The following is a 14,045-nucleotide window of genomic DNA, read 5'->3' as shown; positions in this document are numbered from 1 at the left end:
GGGACTGTGATTTGACACAGTCCTAGATTTATGATTATTAGGAGGCAAATTTCCAATGACTAACAAAATCGTAGTAGAGAATGGTAAATTAAACGTTCCAAACAATCCTGTTATTCCTTTCATCGAGGGTGACGGTATCGGTCCAGATATCTGGGCAGCAGCATCTCGCGTAATTGACGCAGCTGTAGAAAAAGCTTACAACGGTGAAAAGAAAATCGAATGGTTAGAAGTATTAGCAGGTGAAAAAGCATTCAACCAAACTGGCGAATGGTTACCAGCTGAAACTTTAGAAAAAATCAACGAATATTTAATCGCTATTAAAGGTCCTTTAACAACTCCAATCGGCGGCGGTATCCGCTCTCTAAACGTAGCATTACGTCAAGAGTTGGATTTATATGTTTGCTTACGTCCAGTACGTCACTTTGACGGTGTTCCTTCACCAGTTAAACGTCCAGAAGATGTTGACATGGTAATCTTCCGTGAAAACACAGAAGATATCTATGCTGGTATCGAGTACAAAGCTGGTTCTGACGAGCAAAAGAAATTATTAAACTTCTTACAAAACGAATTAGGCGTTAACAAAATTCGCTTCCCAGAAACTTCTGGTTTAGGTATTAAACCTGTATCTAAAGAAGGTACTGAACGTTTAGTACGCTCTGCAATCGAGTACGCTATTTCTCACAACCGTCCATCAGTAACTTTAGTACACAAAGGTAACATCATGAAATTCACTGAAGGTGGATTCAAACAATGGGGTTACGATGTAGCTGAAGCTGAATTCGGCGACAAAGTATTCACTTGGAACCAATACGATGCAATCAAAGCTGAGCAAGGCGAAGCTGCTGCTAACGAAGCACAATCTAAAGCTGTTGCAGAAGGCAAAATCATCGTAAAAGATTCTATCGCTGATATCTTCTTACAACAAATCTTAACTCGTCCTAACGAGTTCGACGTAGTAGCAACTATGAACTTAAACGGTGACTACATCTCTGACGCATTAGCTGCTCAAGTTGGTGGTATCGGTATCGCTCCAGGTGCTAACATTAACTACTTAACTGGTCACGCTATTTTCGAAGCTACTCACGGTACTGCACCTAAGTATGCTGGACAAGATAAAGTAAACCCATCTTCAGTATTATTATCAGGCGTATTAATGCTTGAGCACTTAGGATGGCAAGAAGCTGCGGACTTAATTACTAAATCAGTAGAGAAAACAATCTCTTCTAAATATGTAACTTATGACTTCGCACGTTTAATGGATGGCGCTACAGAAGTTAAATGTTCTGAATTCGCTACAAAATTAATCGAAAACTTCTAATTAAAAGTTTTACACATTTGCCTATTTATGTGAAATTATGAACAAATTGTTTAGTAAGGAATAATATTGTTATATAATTTACATTATTGGAAATAGTTTACTTTTAATACTTGGATATGTTAAAAAGGGAGAGAACATTATGTTTTCTCCCTTTTTTTGTATATAATTTTCTTGTGTACAGATAATTACGATGAAGGAGTGGTTCTAGGTGACATTAAAACGTAAAAAAATCTCAGTTATTGGTAGTGGATTTACAGGTGCAACCGCAGCATTTTTAGCCGCGCAGAAAGAATTAGGCGATGTAGTAATTATTGATCTTCCATCAGCGGAAAATCCTACGAAGGGGAAAGCATTGGACATGTGGGAAGCAGCGCCCGTACAAGGTTTTGATTCTTATGTAAAAGGCTCTTCCGACTATGAGGATACAGCAAACTCGGATGTCGTTTTAATAACTGCGGGTGTTGCCCGTAAACCAGGAATGAGTCGTGACGATTTAGTTCAGATTAATCAGGGTGTGATGAAAGCTGTTGCAACGGAAATAGCCCTTACCTCACCTGATGCAACAATCATCGTACTCACAAACCCAGTTGATGCGATGACTTATACGGTCTTTAAAGAATCCGGCTTTCCGAAACATCGAGTTATCGGACAATCCGGGGTATTGGATACTGCCCGTTTCCGTGCTTTTATTGCCGAGGAACTGAATGTATCGGTAAAAGATATATCTGCTCTTGTATTAGGCGGCCACGGGGATACAATGGTGCCTTTAACACGGTATGCTTCTGTAGGCGGCGTTCCTTTACAAAGCTTAATCCCTGCCCAACGTTTAGAGGAAATCGTGCAGCGTACCCGTGTTGGTGGCGGTGAAATCGTAAGTCTTTTAGGGAATGGTTCAGCTTATTATGCACCTGCTGCGGCAATGGTGGAAATGGCAGAAGCCATTTTAAAAGATCAGAAACGAGTATTGCCGGCTATAGCTTATTTAGAGGGCGAGTATGGATATGATGGGATATACTTAGGTGTGCCGACATTATTGGGAGCTGGCGGTATCGAGAAAATATTCGAACTTGAGCTGACAGCAGATGAAAAGACAGCGCTAGATCTATCTGCAGATGCTGTTAAAGATGTAATGAAAGCACTGAAATAACGAAAAAAGGGCATTTCGGCTGTATACACCGAAGCCCTTTTTATCTTTTACTGGTACACAGGATTCCATTTTAATAATTTTTTCTCTAACAGTTTTGCAATGGAATCGGCAATTTTACCTAAAATAGCATATAAAATAATGGCTAACACAACGATATCAAGTTGCATATATTCACGGGCATTCATCGACATATAGCCGATTCCTGAACTTGCCGCAACGGTTTCTGCAACAATTAATGTGAGCCACATAATTCCTAAAGAGTAACGGATACCAACTAAAATGGATGGCATAGCACCTAAAATAATCACTTTAAAAAACAGTTTGTATTTCGAAAGATTATAAATTTTTCCCATTTCGATTAACCGTGGATCAACATTGCGGATGCCATGGTATGTATTGACGTAAATCGGGAAAAACACGCTGATGGCCACTAAGAAAATCTTTCCTTCTTCCCCAACACCAAACCAAATAATTACTAATGGGATGAGTGCCAAATTCGGAATATTACGCAGCATTTGAATAGTTGTATCCAAATAACGCTGTGCAAAAGGGACGATCCCATTTAAAATTCCGATTACAAATGCGATACTCCCGCCAATCAGGAACCCGATTAGAGCACGCGTCGTACTAATTTGAAGGTGATCAAACAGAACACCGGAAACTGCTTGTTCATAGCCTGCTTTTACTACATCGGAAGGGGCAGGCAAAATGGTATTGGCAAGGATACCTGTTTTGTTCGATATTTCCCATACGACAATAATCAAAATAGGAATGATCCACGGCTCAATCAAATGGAACCATTTTTTCTTCTTCATTTTATTCACCTCTTATGGTTTCCAAATATAATTTTCAAGATCTTCTACAAGATTCGTTGTTAATCCGATGTCATAAAGATCTTCATTTAATCGTTGCAAATCTGCCTCTGCAGCTTCGTCAATATAAGTAGCGACAGATGAGCGGCGGGCTAAGCTTGTTACCCAAATATCTGCTTCGATACCTGTATTTTCTTCAAGAATTTCGGCTGCATCACTTGAATCAGCATCAATTGCTTCACCGACTTTAGATAACTCCTCCACGTAGGCTACGACTGCATCCTTATTGGATTCAATAAATTTATCAGATGCATAGTAGAAACTGCGGTGTTCCACAATGCCTTCTGCTGTAGCTAAAATTTTATTGCCTTTACTTTCTGAGACCGTCATATACGGATCCCAAGTTACCCAGGCATCAACCTCACCGTTTTGAAATGCAATCGTCGCATCTGCAGGGCTTAAAATAACAGATTCTACATCATCCAATGTCAGATTTACTGTTTCCAGAGCAGTAACTAATAAATATTCGGAGATGGAAGCTTTATTGTACGCAATTTTCTTCCCTTTCAATTGTTCGATTGATTGAATAGATCCATCATTCTTTACTAAAATCCCTTCCATTTGTGGAGATGGTTCTTCACCAGCGATGTACTTGAATTTCATTCCTTTTGATAATGCCATCATTGATGGGGCATCACTTGCATTGGCAAAATCGATCGCTCCGGAGTTTAATGCTTCCATAATTGAACTTCCTGTATTGAATTCTGACCATTCCACTGAATAGCCTAGTTCCTTTAAACGTGATTCCAGTTCGCCATTCGCTTTTAATAGTAAGGTTGTGCCGTTTTTCTGATAACCGATTCGAACTTTCTTATTTTCGGCATTTGATGAGGAGCACCCGACTAAAATAATCGATAAAGTTAAAAGTAAAAAGACAGATAATAGTTTTTTCATTTGTAATACCTCCTTAAATAATCGCTTGTAATTCTTTTTGTTTGATTGGTGTTGCTGTTTTTGGTTGCTGTCCTAATAGATGCTGAAGCAAGGTTTCCTCGAGCTCGGCAAATTGCGGATTTGAACGGGTTCTTGGACGAGGAAGTTTTACCGGCAAATCTAAAGCAACGTTCCCGTCTTCGATTAAAATAATTCGATCTGCCAATGCAATTGCTTCTGCCACATCATGTGTCACGAGTAGTGATGTGTACTTTTGTTTTAACCACAATTGTTCAATAAGATTTTGCATTTCCAGTCGTGTCAATGCATCCAAGGCACCAAGCGGTTCATCCAATAACAATAGTCTTGGCTGTGCACTAAGCGCACGGGCTAAAGCAACCCGTTGTTTTTGGCCTCCTGAAAGTACATGTGGCCACTCTTTTGCGCGGTCTTCTAAACCTACATGTTCAAGTGATTTTAATGCGATCGGTTTCCAATCCTTTTTCAGCTCAGTGCCAACCCCTACATTTTCAAGTACAGACAGCCATGGGAGTAGACGATCTTCCTGGAACATAACGCGAACACCTGAAAAGTCTTCCTGTTGAATGCCATCCTTTAGAGAGTCTCCGGCAGTTTTCTGTTCTAAATTTGCAATAATACGAAGAAGTGTACTTTTTCCGCATCCGCTTTTTCCGACGATTGCCACGAATTGTCCTGCGGGAATGGTTAAATTAATATCCTTTAAAACTTGTTTTTCACCAAAACTTTTTGTTAAATTTACTAACTCAATATTGATTCCATTTGTCATGGAAGCACCTACTTTCCGTTAAAATACTTAACATATTGATTTACTAGGAATTGTTGTTAAAAAAATTTCCCCCTGCCTGACAACAAAGGTACAACAACAATTTTTCTAAATGTTACCATAATAATAAATATTCAGTCAATAGTAAAAATTATTTTACCTATCGAATTAATAAGGATTAAAGATTTAATTAAGTATACACGGGTAATGGATACCTGAATAGAGGAATAATTGTACTTTTCAAAAAAAGTTGTTACTATGAGGATAGTGATCTAATCAGTTCATATTTACGAATTAGTTGATAGCCATCCACTGGAAGATTGATTTTGAGATGGGGGTTTCAAATCGATTTTGGAGGAATTTACAATGGTTAAAACGGTTTTAGTAGTAGAAGATGAAATGCCAATTGCAACATTATTAAAATATAATTTGGAGCAAGCAGGTTTTGATGTGCTGTTGGCCCATGATGGTCAAGCTGGCCTTGATACAGCAGTGGAACAAGCACCGGATCTGATCTTATTGGATTTAATGCTTCCGAAACTTGATGGTGTTGAAGTGTGTAAAGAATTAAGACGTTTGCGCATCAATATCCCGATTATTATGTTGACTGCGAGAGACGATGAATTTGATAAAGTATTAGGTTTAGAGCTCGGTGCGGATGATTATATGACAAAGCCATTCAGCCCGCGTGAAGTAATCGCTCGAGTGAAGGCTGTGCTGCGACGTTTTTCTGGACCGGTTGTAGAAGAAACAGTTGAATCGGGTGAAGTTGTCTATTCATTCGGTAACTTGAAAGTTTTCCCTGAGCGATTTGAAGCATTTATTGATGAAGAGGCTTTGGAGTTCACACCAAAGGAATTTGAGTTGCTAGTATATCTGCTTAAAAATAAAAACCGTGTTTTAACACGTGATCAGCTGCTGAGTGCCGTATGGAACTATGATTTTGCCGGTGATACTCGAATCGTAGACGTACATATTAGTCATCTAAGGGATAAAATTGAAGAAAATAGCCGTAAACCACTGTTTATTAAAACAATCCGTGGTTTAGGTTATAAATTTGAGGAGCCAAAAAAATAATGAACGCAATGAAAAATCGTTTGTTTTATTCGTTTATTTTAGTAATTGGATCAAGTTTAGCTGTTCTAGGATTGTTCATAGGGCAGCTTTTTCCTTTTTTCGCCGATGAATTTGTTCATGAAGCAACAAAGGATTCCGAGAAGCAATTGGAGCAAGTAATCGTTCAGGAGCAGATTGAACTTACGGAAACCCAGAAAGAGGCCATTATTGGTACTTATGAAATTAATCGACATACAGAAGACTTACAACGTACAAAACAAAAAATTTATCTCATTATTGCCGCTTTATTAGTGGGCGGTTTAGTAATTATGAGTTTTATGGCATACCGGGTTGTCAGCAATTTCATTACACCGATTATGAATATTACAAAAACCGCTAGAGAACTCTCGAAAGGTAATTACCGTGCCCGTGCTTTTGCGAATGGACCGAATACGATTGTTGAGTTAAGAAATTCGATTAATATTTTGGCCCGTAATTTACAGGATATTACGAAAACAAGAGCGATTGAAGAAGAACGTTTGAAAACATTAATTGAAAATATGGGCAGTGCATTAATGATGATTGACCGTGAAGGGAATATCTCGATTGTAAACAGGAAATTCCAGACATTGTTCGAGCTGCCGAAAGAACAGCTTATTGGCAAGAATTTTATGATGCTCGGTTTGCCGAAAGAGCTTGAAAAGTTTATTGATCATGTTTTTTTGACGGAATTACCCTATCGTCAGCAGCTTGAAATGGAAATCGCGAATGAAGAATATTATGAGCAAGTTTACGGAGCACCGGTTGTTGGTGAACATGGACGCTGGCTAGGTGTCGTAATTGTTATGCATGATATAAGTGAACTTGTGCGATTGGAGCAGATTCGAAAAGATTTCGTAGCGAATGTTTCGCATGAACTTCGGACACCGATTACATCGATTAAAGGATTTTCAGAGACGCTTCTGGATGGGGCATTTAAAGATGAGCAGATGCTGTTGTCATTTTTAACGATAATTTATGATGAAAGCAATCGGATTCAGGTACTCGTCAATGATTTGCTCGAGCTATCCAAAATTGAGCGACACGGTTTTACACTTGATGTAGTGCCGACAAAGCTGCAGGATATTTTAGTTCGGGTTGTTGATCTGACAAGTGCGCAATTGGAAAATAAAAATATGCAGTTTAATGTGGAGATAGAGCAGGATGCGGTCATTTTAGGCGATGTAAATCGTTTAATGCAAATTTTCACGAATCTCATTAATAATGCCATTGCCTATTCGAAAGAAGAAACAACCGTTACGCTGCGAATTAGTGCCAATGAACGATACGGGATATTTGAAGTGAAAGATGAAGGAATCGGAATTGAAAAAGCGGAAATTTCCCGTATTTTTGAGCGGTTTTACAGGGTAGACCGTGCACGCAGCCGAAATTCCGGGGGCACAGGTCTTGGGTTGTCTATCGTAAAACATTTAATTGAAGCGCATAACGGAAAAATCATAGTTGAAAGCGAAATTGGAAAAGGGACAAGTATTAAAGTGTTTTTACCATTGAAAGATTAAAAATTTAACAGTAAATTTACAAAACATTCAATTGAACTTTAAATTGCAGTGTTATAGTTCTTAATAGAAACCCCCGTTTCTAAAAGAAGGTAATGCTTAGCAAGAAATTAAATATTATATTGAAGAAACTGCGCAAAAAGTAAATAGCTTTCTGCGCAGTTTTTTGTGTTTTAAATTTCTGAAAGCTCATTTTGAAAAAATATGAAACTTTTACAATTCATTACCCGTAGAATAAGGGGAAATTGAAAAGTAAGGAGGCTTTATACGATGAGTGTAAAAAGAACATTAATGTGGGTAGCATTAATTCTATTGGCTGTCGTAGCTATTATTGTTGTGACGACATCCTGGTATACAGTAGATGAATCGGAACAGGCAGTAGTAATTACATTTGGTCAAGCGGATGAGACAATACAAGATTCAGGACTTCATTTTAAATTGCCATGGCCAATACAGTCTGTAGAGATTTTATCAAAAGAGACATACAGTTTACAGTTCGGTTATAAGCAAAACCCGGACGGTACGGTGGAAGCATTCGATAAAGAAACAAAAATGATTACAGGTGATGAAAATATTGTTTTAACAGACCTTGTAGTTCAATGGCGTATTGTTGAGCCAAAAAAATATTTATTTAGTTCACAGGAGCCGCGAACGATTTTACATAATGCGACTTCCAGTGCGATTCGTTCAATCATTGGCAGCTCAACGATCGATGAGGCATTAACGGATGGGAAAGCGGATATTGAAGCAGAAACACGTGAATTGCTCGTATCATTAATCGATAAGTACGACATCGGTATTGGGGTTTTAGGAGTAAAGCTTCAAGATGTAGAAGTACCGAATGAAGAAGTACGTGCTGCATTTACGGACGTTACCGATGCACGGGAGACAAAAAATACAAAGATTAACGAAGCGGAAAAATATGAAAACCAGCGTGTGAGTGAAGCGGTTGGTGAAGCAGCGGCAATCCTTTCAAAAGCGGAAGGGGAAAAAGCTTCACGTATCGAGCAAGCGACAGGTGAAGTAGCGCTCTTTAATCAGCTTTATGATGAATACCGCCTGAATAAGGATATTACACGTGAACGATTAGTGCTCGAAACATTGGAGGCAGTTTTACCGAATGCCCAAATTTATATTATGAATGATGATGGCAGTGGTACGATGAAGTACTTGCCGATTCAGCCAATGCAAACGACACCTCCTTCTACAGAAGAGAAAAAAGAAGGGAGCAAAAATGAATGAGTAACAACAAAAATAATTTTGATGGCGATTTAGATGAGTTTGTGAAAAAACTATTCGGCAACAAAAAAGGATCGAAAGAAGTAAAGGAAGTACCAAAAGCAAACGATCCGGATCAACAAGTAAATAACGGCGAAACAAAAGCAAAAAAAGCACCTACGCCATTAAAGAAAGATAAAAAGCCGGTAAATGTAAAGCAATGGGTATCTTCTGTGATTGTATTAACTGTTGTATTTGCTGCATTAATTATCGTATTTGCGAATCTGTATATTGTAAAAGAAAATGAATATAAAGTAGTTCGCCAGTTCGGGGAAGTAGTGAAGTACGAAAGTAAACCTGGACTTCATATGAAAATTCCATTCATTCAAAGTGTGACAACTCTTCCAAGCAATTTAATGACACATGATATGACGGAAGAAGAAATCAGTACGAAAGATAAAAAGCGAATTATTATTGATAACTATACGGTTTGGCGTGTAACAGATCCAAAGGCTTTAATTTCAAATGCCGGTCAGTTGCTGAATGCGGAAAGTCGTATGGAGGAGTTCATTTATTCGGCACTTCGTACAGAGTTCGGTCAGACGGAATACGGTGATATTATTAATGAAAAAGATTCAAAGCGCGGGAATATTAACGACCGTGTTACGCAACGTGTCAATGAGCTAATTGATTCTGCGAATTTCGGTATTGAAGTAATTGATGTGCGTATTCGCCGTACGGATTTACCGGAAGAAAACGAGCAATCTGTTTATACAAGAATGGTTTCGGAACGTCAATCGATTGCGCAAAAGTATCTGTCTGAAGGGGATGCGGAAAAGCGCAGTAAAGAGGCAAAAACGGATCAGGAAGTACAGGTAACACTTGCGAAAGCAAATAAAGAAGCCTCTGTCATCCGTGCAGAAGGGGAAGCACAGGCTGCTCAAATCTATAATGCAGCTTACTCGAAAGATCCGGAATTCTACAGTCTATTCAGAACGTTAGAATCATACAAGAAAACAATCGGGAATGAGACGATGATTATTATTCCGTCAGACTCGCCGTATGCTAAACTGTTATCCGGTCAATTGGATTAAATATAGTAAGCCATTTGGAATACAATCATTCCGAATGGCTTTTCTTTGTGTGGAGAAATTTACATTATTTAACTTCATTAAATTTTCAAATTATATTATTGGAAACTATTATTTTACTGTTATACTATAGTATAGTTAGTTCATTCATATAGGGGGAGTGGCGAAGTTTGAGTAAAGTAATACAAAATAGTTTAATTGCATTTATTATGGCAACATCTGTAACGGCGCTTTTTTATCAATCCAATATTAATTTCGTGAAAGTGGAAATTTTTCATATACCAATTTTATTTATTGCTATTTTAGTATTAAGCTTGTTTATTGCAGAAGATGTACGGGATTCGTTCAAGAAAGTACTATGGTTCGAAAAACGTGAAGATAAGCGTCCGATCTGGCAAGTGGGTATTGGTATGATCTTTTACTTCACACAGATTGGATTCGTGGAAGTATTTGCGCGCGGTTTAATGCCATACGATTTAGGCGGCATGCCGATGTATGTGATCATTCCATTTTTAAATGCCTTTTTATTAACGGTTATTTTTGAAGAGATTTTTTATAAAGAAGAAAAAAACAATGTACATGCTGTGAAATTCAAAAATAAAATAAAATAGAGATATATAGAACGCGCAGGAATTTATCCTGCGCGTTTTTTTTGCATTATAGCAAGATTATTAATAAAAATTGAAAATAAATAGGAAAATTTGAATTAATGTGTATAATATAACAAGTGTAGTATTTTGTGCATATAATAAAATAATTTTTTTAGGGTATAAATGCTTATGTATTCAGAAAAATTAGGTAATAATGCGCTTTGTTTGAATAGTGTTCAATACATATAAGGAAGTGAAAATTTTGATTCTATTAGATACAGCTTATGTTTCACCGCTTTTAGCAGAAACATTGATTGAAAAAAAGGTAAAGGTTTTGGATATTCAACAACAGTTGATTCTAAATCACAAATCACAAGCTGAGCAAAATCTTGAGAAAGTATTTCAACAAGAGGATTTAATTATCATGAATTCCGAAGAAGCTGTTCAGATTCTAAATGAATATTATGCAGAATCGCATGTAACAAAAACAGTGAATTTATTTAAAAACAAATTTGCATTCAGAAAGCGTTTAGCTGAGAGTTACCCTGATTTCTTCTTTTTAGAAACTACTTCAGTTGAATTAGGACAACTTGATCTCTCCTCACTACCTTATCCGATCATCTTTAAGCCAACTGTCGGATATTCAAGTGTTGGGGTTTACCGAGTAGAGAATGCACAAGAATTCCAAAGGATAATCGAGACGATGGAGTGGAGTGAAAACGATTCAAAGGATGTTTTGGGTAGCGATTCCTTTATCATTGAAAGTTATATTGAGGGGCAGGAATTTGCAATCGATCTATTCTTTGATGAAAACAATGAACCGGTTGTGCTTAATTTATTTGCGCGTATGTTCAAAGACGAAAAAGATATGAGTGATCGTATTTATTATACGAGCAAGCAAGTGCTGCAAAATTACTTAGCTCCGATTACGGAGTATCTGCAAGGACTTGGGGAAATCTTCAATTTACGCAAAATGCCGCTACACATAGAACTGCGCATGGATGATGAAAGAACAATCGTCCCGATTGAAGTGAATCCATTACGCTTTGCAGGAGCAGGTACGACAGAATTGGGAAGTTTCGCATATGGGGTTAACTCGTACGACTACTTTTTCGAACAGAAAAAACCGGATTGGGCTGACTTAATCAATGCAATGGACAATAAAATTTATAGTTTTACTTGTGCCGAGTTTGAAGGTGAGATAAAGGTTGATGATGAGCTTGTAATACACCATGAATTATTACAACAACAATTCCACCATATTTTAGAATATCGTCATATTCCGCATGGGCAAGGTGCAACGTTTGCTGTTATTTTCTTCAGCAATGAATCACTGGCACAAAATGACCATATTTTAACACTGGACTTTATGGAGTTTGTAGAAAAAAAAGAATATTTGCATGTAAATAACTAAATTTGGGGGGACGCTTGGTGGAAACAATTTAATACTTGTTTTCAAGAGCAATATAAATGTTAAAGAAATTTAATTCAGTAAAAACTAGGATTTTATTGGGAATTTTAGTACCGATTATTTTATTAAGTATAGTTTTTAGTTCAATTTTATTTTTAGTTTCGAGCAACCTGATTAATAACCAGATCATTCCGCAGCACAACCAAAATTTATTGATGAGTATGGATAAATTCAATACGCTATTTGACCCAGGTATTGTGAATGATGCTAAGAAAAACAAGGCTTCATATGAAAAATTACAGGAAGCCACAACCGATTTTCAAAATGAGTTTGATTTGGAAAATGCCTATATTATGAGTAAAGTCGATGGAGAAGAAGTTATTTTGGTATTGGGGAATTCGGATGATTACCTGACACCACTTGCTTTTACAGAAGACCAGACAGCGGCACTCTCCACAACTGACATAGTGGCGAGCGATATTTATGAAGATGATTATGGAAAACATCAATCAACCTTCCTTCAAATTCCAGGGACGGACTCTGTTCTAGGATTGGATGCCGATGCGGATTTTATTGATGAATTGAATCAATTGTTAATTACGATTATTGTAGCTTCCCTGCTTGTTGCATTGATTATAGGATCAATTATAGCGGTGATCGTATCTAAAAAAATCGTAAATCCTTTAAATCAGCTTTTAAACCACACTGAAGTTGTGGCACATGGTGATTTATCAAAACAATTGGAAGTTTCCAGTCATGACGAAATTGGACATTTAACATCTAGCTTCTCGGATATGCAATCGCAATTGAGAGAGACGATCTACCATGTAAACGACACATCGGAGCATGTTGAGGAAAGCTCTTCGATATTAAAAGAAACTATCGAACAGTTAACCATTACATCGAATCAAGTATCGGGCGCAATTCAGGAAATTGCTTCAAGCACTGAGATGATTACAGAAGGCGCTGTACAGAACCGGGAAGCAGTGGAACAGATTGCATTCAAAATTGCAGAAATTTCCAATGTTACAAAATTAGTAGCACAAGAGGCGATCGATACTAATAATGTAGCAACAGAAGGAAAAGAAGTTATTCATAAATCTGTTGCAGGAATCGAAACAATCAATGAAACAGCGAAAATGTCACTATTGAAAACAGAGCAAATGAATAGCCGTTCTTTAGAAGTTGGTCAAATCACGAAAATTATTTCAAGTATTTCAGATCAAATTAACTTACTTGCTTTAAATGCGGCAATCGAAGCGGCAAGAGCAGGGGAATACGGGAAAGGTTTCGCAGTAGTAGCGGATGAGGTTCGTTCATTGGCAGAACAATCGGCGAATTCGGCAAGCGATATTACGACATTGATTAACGAAATGCAAAAAGATTCAAATGAATCCGTTATTGCCATTAATAGTGTAGTAACTAAAATCGAGCAGGAAAGTGCGACGATCTATTCGGCTGTTGAAACATTTAATACGATCTCCAAATTAGTGGATAATATGAAAAATGAAATTCAAAATGTAACAGATGCATTCCAAGGCATTGTAACGGACTCTAATCAGGTACTTGAAACAACGGACGTAACCGTTCAGTCATTGGAACAATCCAATGAGCATTCTCAAAGCATTGCTGCATCAATTGAAGAACAGACAGCATCGACTGAAGAAATGCTTAGCATCGCACATGAATTGAATGAAATGATTATTAAGTTAAAAGGCCAAATTAATCACTTCAAAATATAAAGATATTCTTTAGTTGTTTAAATAACTTCTAAACTAAATGAACTTAATTCAATGATGGAAAAATCCGGATTATGCGATAATGCATTGATCTGGATTTTTTCTTTATCTTCATGTCCAGCTTATTTGTGGCGAATAAGAATTTTATTGGAGAAGAATTTGCGTTAATGTTGGCAATTCAATGCAATAATCGCTAAAGTAGAAAGAGAACATACAATCGTAACGTAACCTCTTCCGGTGCGTTTTGAACACATGCCAAATGTTGCTGCTTCCAGGTGGAGCAACACATTCGGTAATGAGTATTTAAAAGAAAATCAGGTCAAAAGCTTCGGATGACTGATTGGCTTCCTGTGAATTTGACTCGAATCC

Annotated in this window: 12 protein-coding genes; 9 read left to right on the top strand and 3 right to left on the bottom strand. The window is 37.4% G+C overall.

The annotated features are described in order from the left end of the window. Nucleotides 1-55: 55 nt before the first annotated feature. Together icd and mdh are read left to right on the top strand one after the other, a co-directional pair. Complete coding sequence (gene icd, locus MKY51_RS12490) at nt 56-1,318, top strand: NADP-dependent isocitrate dehydrogenase (RefSeq protein WP_339172549.1); 1,263 nt, start codon at nt 56-58, stop codon at nt 1,316-1,318. 208 nt (nt 1,319-1,526) lie between these two features. Continuing rightward, a complete protein-coding gene (gene mdh / locus MKY51_RS12485; RefSeq protein WP_339172548.1) occupies nt 1,527-2,465 on the top strand; it encodes a malate dehydrogenase in 939 nt (312 codons plus the stop codon). A 47-nt stretch (nt 2,466-2,512) separates the two neighbouring features. On the opposite strand, the gene MKY51_RS12480 is transcribed toward mdh, so the two are convergent. Genes MKY51_RS12480 through MKY51_RS12470 form a run of 3 tightly spaced genes read right to left on the bottom strand, consistent with a single transcriptional unit; the run spans nt 2,513 to nt 5,018 of the window. Next, nucleotides 2,513-3,280, bottom strand: coding sequence for an ABC transporter permease subunit (locus MKY51_RS12480; protein ID WP_339172545.1), 768 nt, complete (start codon nt 3,278-3,280; stop codon nt 2,513-2,515). Between the two features lie 12 nt (nt 3,281-3,292). Further along, the gene (locus MKY51_RS12475; RefSeq protein ID WP_339172543.1) at nt 3,293-4,231 is read right to left on the bottom strand and encodes a sulfonate ABC transporter substrate-binding protein; all 939 of its coding nucleotides are present in this window, start codon (nt 4,229-4,231) and stop codon (nt 3,293-3,295) included. 13 nt (nt 4,232-4,244) lie between these two features. After that, entirely contained in the window at nt 4,245-5,018 is a 774-nt protein-coding gene (locus MKY51_RS12470) for an ATP-binding cassette domain-containing protein (RefSeq protein WP_339172541.1), read from the bottom strand. A gap of 363 nt (nt 5,019-5,381) precedes the next feature. Between MKY51_RS12470 and MKY51_RS12465 the strand changes: the two genes are divergently transcribed. The 7 genes from MKY51_RS12465 to MKY51_RS12435 all read left to right on the top strand — a co-directional run bounded on the left by MKY51_RS12465 (nt 5,382) and on the right by MKY51_RS12435 (nt 13,679). Beyond that, on the top strand, nt 5,382-6,092 hold the full coding sequence (locus MKY51_RS12465; protein WP_339172539.1) for a response regulator transcription factor: 711 nt from the start codon (nt 5,382-5,384) through the stop codon (nt 6,090-6,092). Continuing rightward, nucleotides 6,092-7,630: an ATP-binding protein gene (locus MKY51_RS12460; protein ID WP_339172536.1), complete on the top strand. Its 1,539-nt coding sequence runs from the start codon at nt 6,092-6,094 to the stop codon at nt 7,628-7,630. Before MKY51_RS12465 ends, MKY51_RS12460 begins: the two co-directional genes overlap by 1 nt. A 267-nt stretch (nt 7,631-7,897) precedes the next feature. Next, nucleotides 7,898-8,869 (top strand): FtsH protease activity modulator HflK, encoded by a 972-nt coding sequence (gene hflK / locus MKY51_RS12455; RefSeq protein WP_339172534.1) that lies wholly within the window; start codon nt 7,898-7,900, stop codon nt 8,867-8,869. Further along, nucleotides 8,866-9,939 (top strand): protease modulator HflC, encoded by a 1,074-nt coding sequence (locus tag MKY51_RS12450; protein ID WP_339172531.1) that lies wholly within the window; start codon nt 8,866-8,868, stop codon nt 9,937-9,939. The genes hflK and MKY51_RS12450 overlap by 4 nt, the downstream gene beginning before the upstream one ends. A 167-nt stretch (nt 9,940-10,106) precedes the next feature. Further along, a complete protein-coding gene (locus MKY51_RS12445) occupies nt 10,107-10,547 on the top strand; it encodes a DNA polymerase I (protein ID WP_079528387.1) in 441 nt (146 codons plus the stop codon). 241 nt (nt 10,548-10,788) lie between these two features. After that, nucleotides 10,789-11,940, top strand: a complete 1,152-nt coding sequence (locus MKY51_RS12440; RefSeq protein WP_339172528.1) for an ATP-grasp domain-containing protein — start codon at nt 10,789-10,791, stop codon at nt 11,938-11,940. A gap of 56 nt (nt 11,941-11,996) precedes the next feature. Then, on the top strand, nt 11,997-13,679 hold the full coding sequence (locus MKY51_RS12435; RefSeq protein WP_339172525.1) for a methyl-accepting chemotaxis protein: 1,683 nt from the start codon (nt 11,997-11,999) through the stop codon (nt 13,677-13,679). Nucleotides 13,680-14,045 lie beyond the last annotated feature (366 nt).

The sequence above is a fragment of the Solibacillus sp. FSL R5-0691 genome (assembly GCF_037974225.1).
Classification (GTDB): Bacteria; Bacillota; Bacilli; order Bacillales_A; family Planococcaceae; genus Solibacillus.
Note: the sequence above shows the minus strand (reverse complement) of the source record. Positions and strands in the feature narration are given on the sequence as shown.

Coding starts and splice junctions, on each gene's coding strand:
- icd (WP_339172549.1), top strand. CDS start 56: ATGACTAACAAAATCGTAGTAGAGAATGGTAAATTAAACGTTCCAAAC.
- MKY51_RS12480 (WP_339172545.1), bottom strand. CDS start 3,280: ATGAAGAAGAAAAAATGGTTCCATTTGATTGAGCCGTGGATCATTCCT.
- MKY51_RS12475 (WP_339172543.1), bottom strand. CDS start 4,231: ATGAAAAAACTATTATCTGTCTTTTTACTTTTAACTTTATCGATTATT.
- MKY51_RS12470 (WP_339172541.1), bottom strand. CDS start 5,018: ATGACAAATGGAATCAATATTGAGTTAGTAAATTTAACAAAAAGTTTT.
- MKY51_RS12465 (WP_339172539.1), top strand. CDS start 5,382: ATGGTTAAAACGGTTTTAGTAGTAGAAGATGAAATGCCAATTGCAACA.
- MKY51_RS12460 (WP_339172536.1), top strand. CDS start 6,092: ATGAACGCAATGAAAAATCGTTTGTTTTATTCGTTTATTTTAGTAATT.
- hflK (WP_339172534.1), top strand. CDS start 7,898: ATGAGTGTAAAAAGAACATTAATGTGGGTAGCATTAATTCTATTGGCT.
- MKY51_RS12450 (WP_339172531.1), top strand. CDS start 8,866: ATGAGTAACAACAAAAATAATTTTGATGGCGATTTAGATGAGTTTGTG.
- MKY51_RS12435 (WP_339172525.1), top strand. CDS start 11,997: ATGTTAAAGAAATTTAATTCAGTAAAAACTAGGATTTTATTGGGAATT.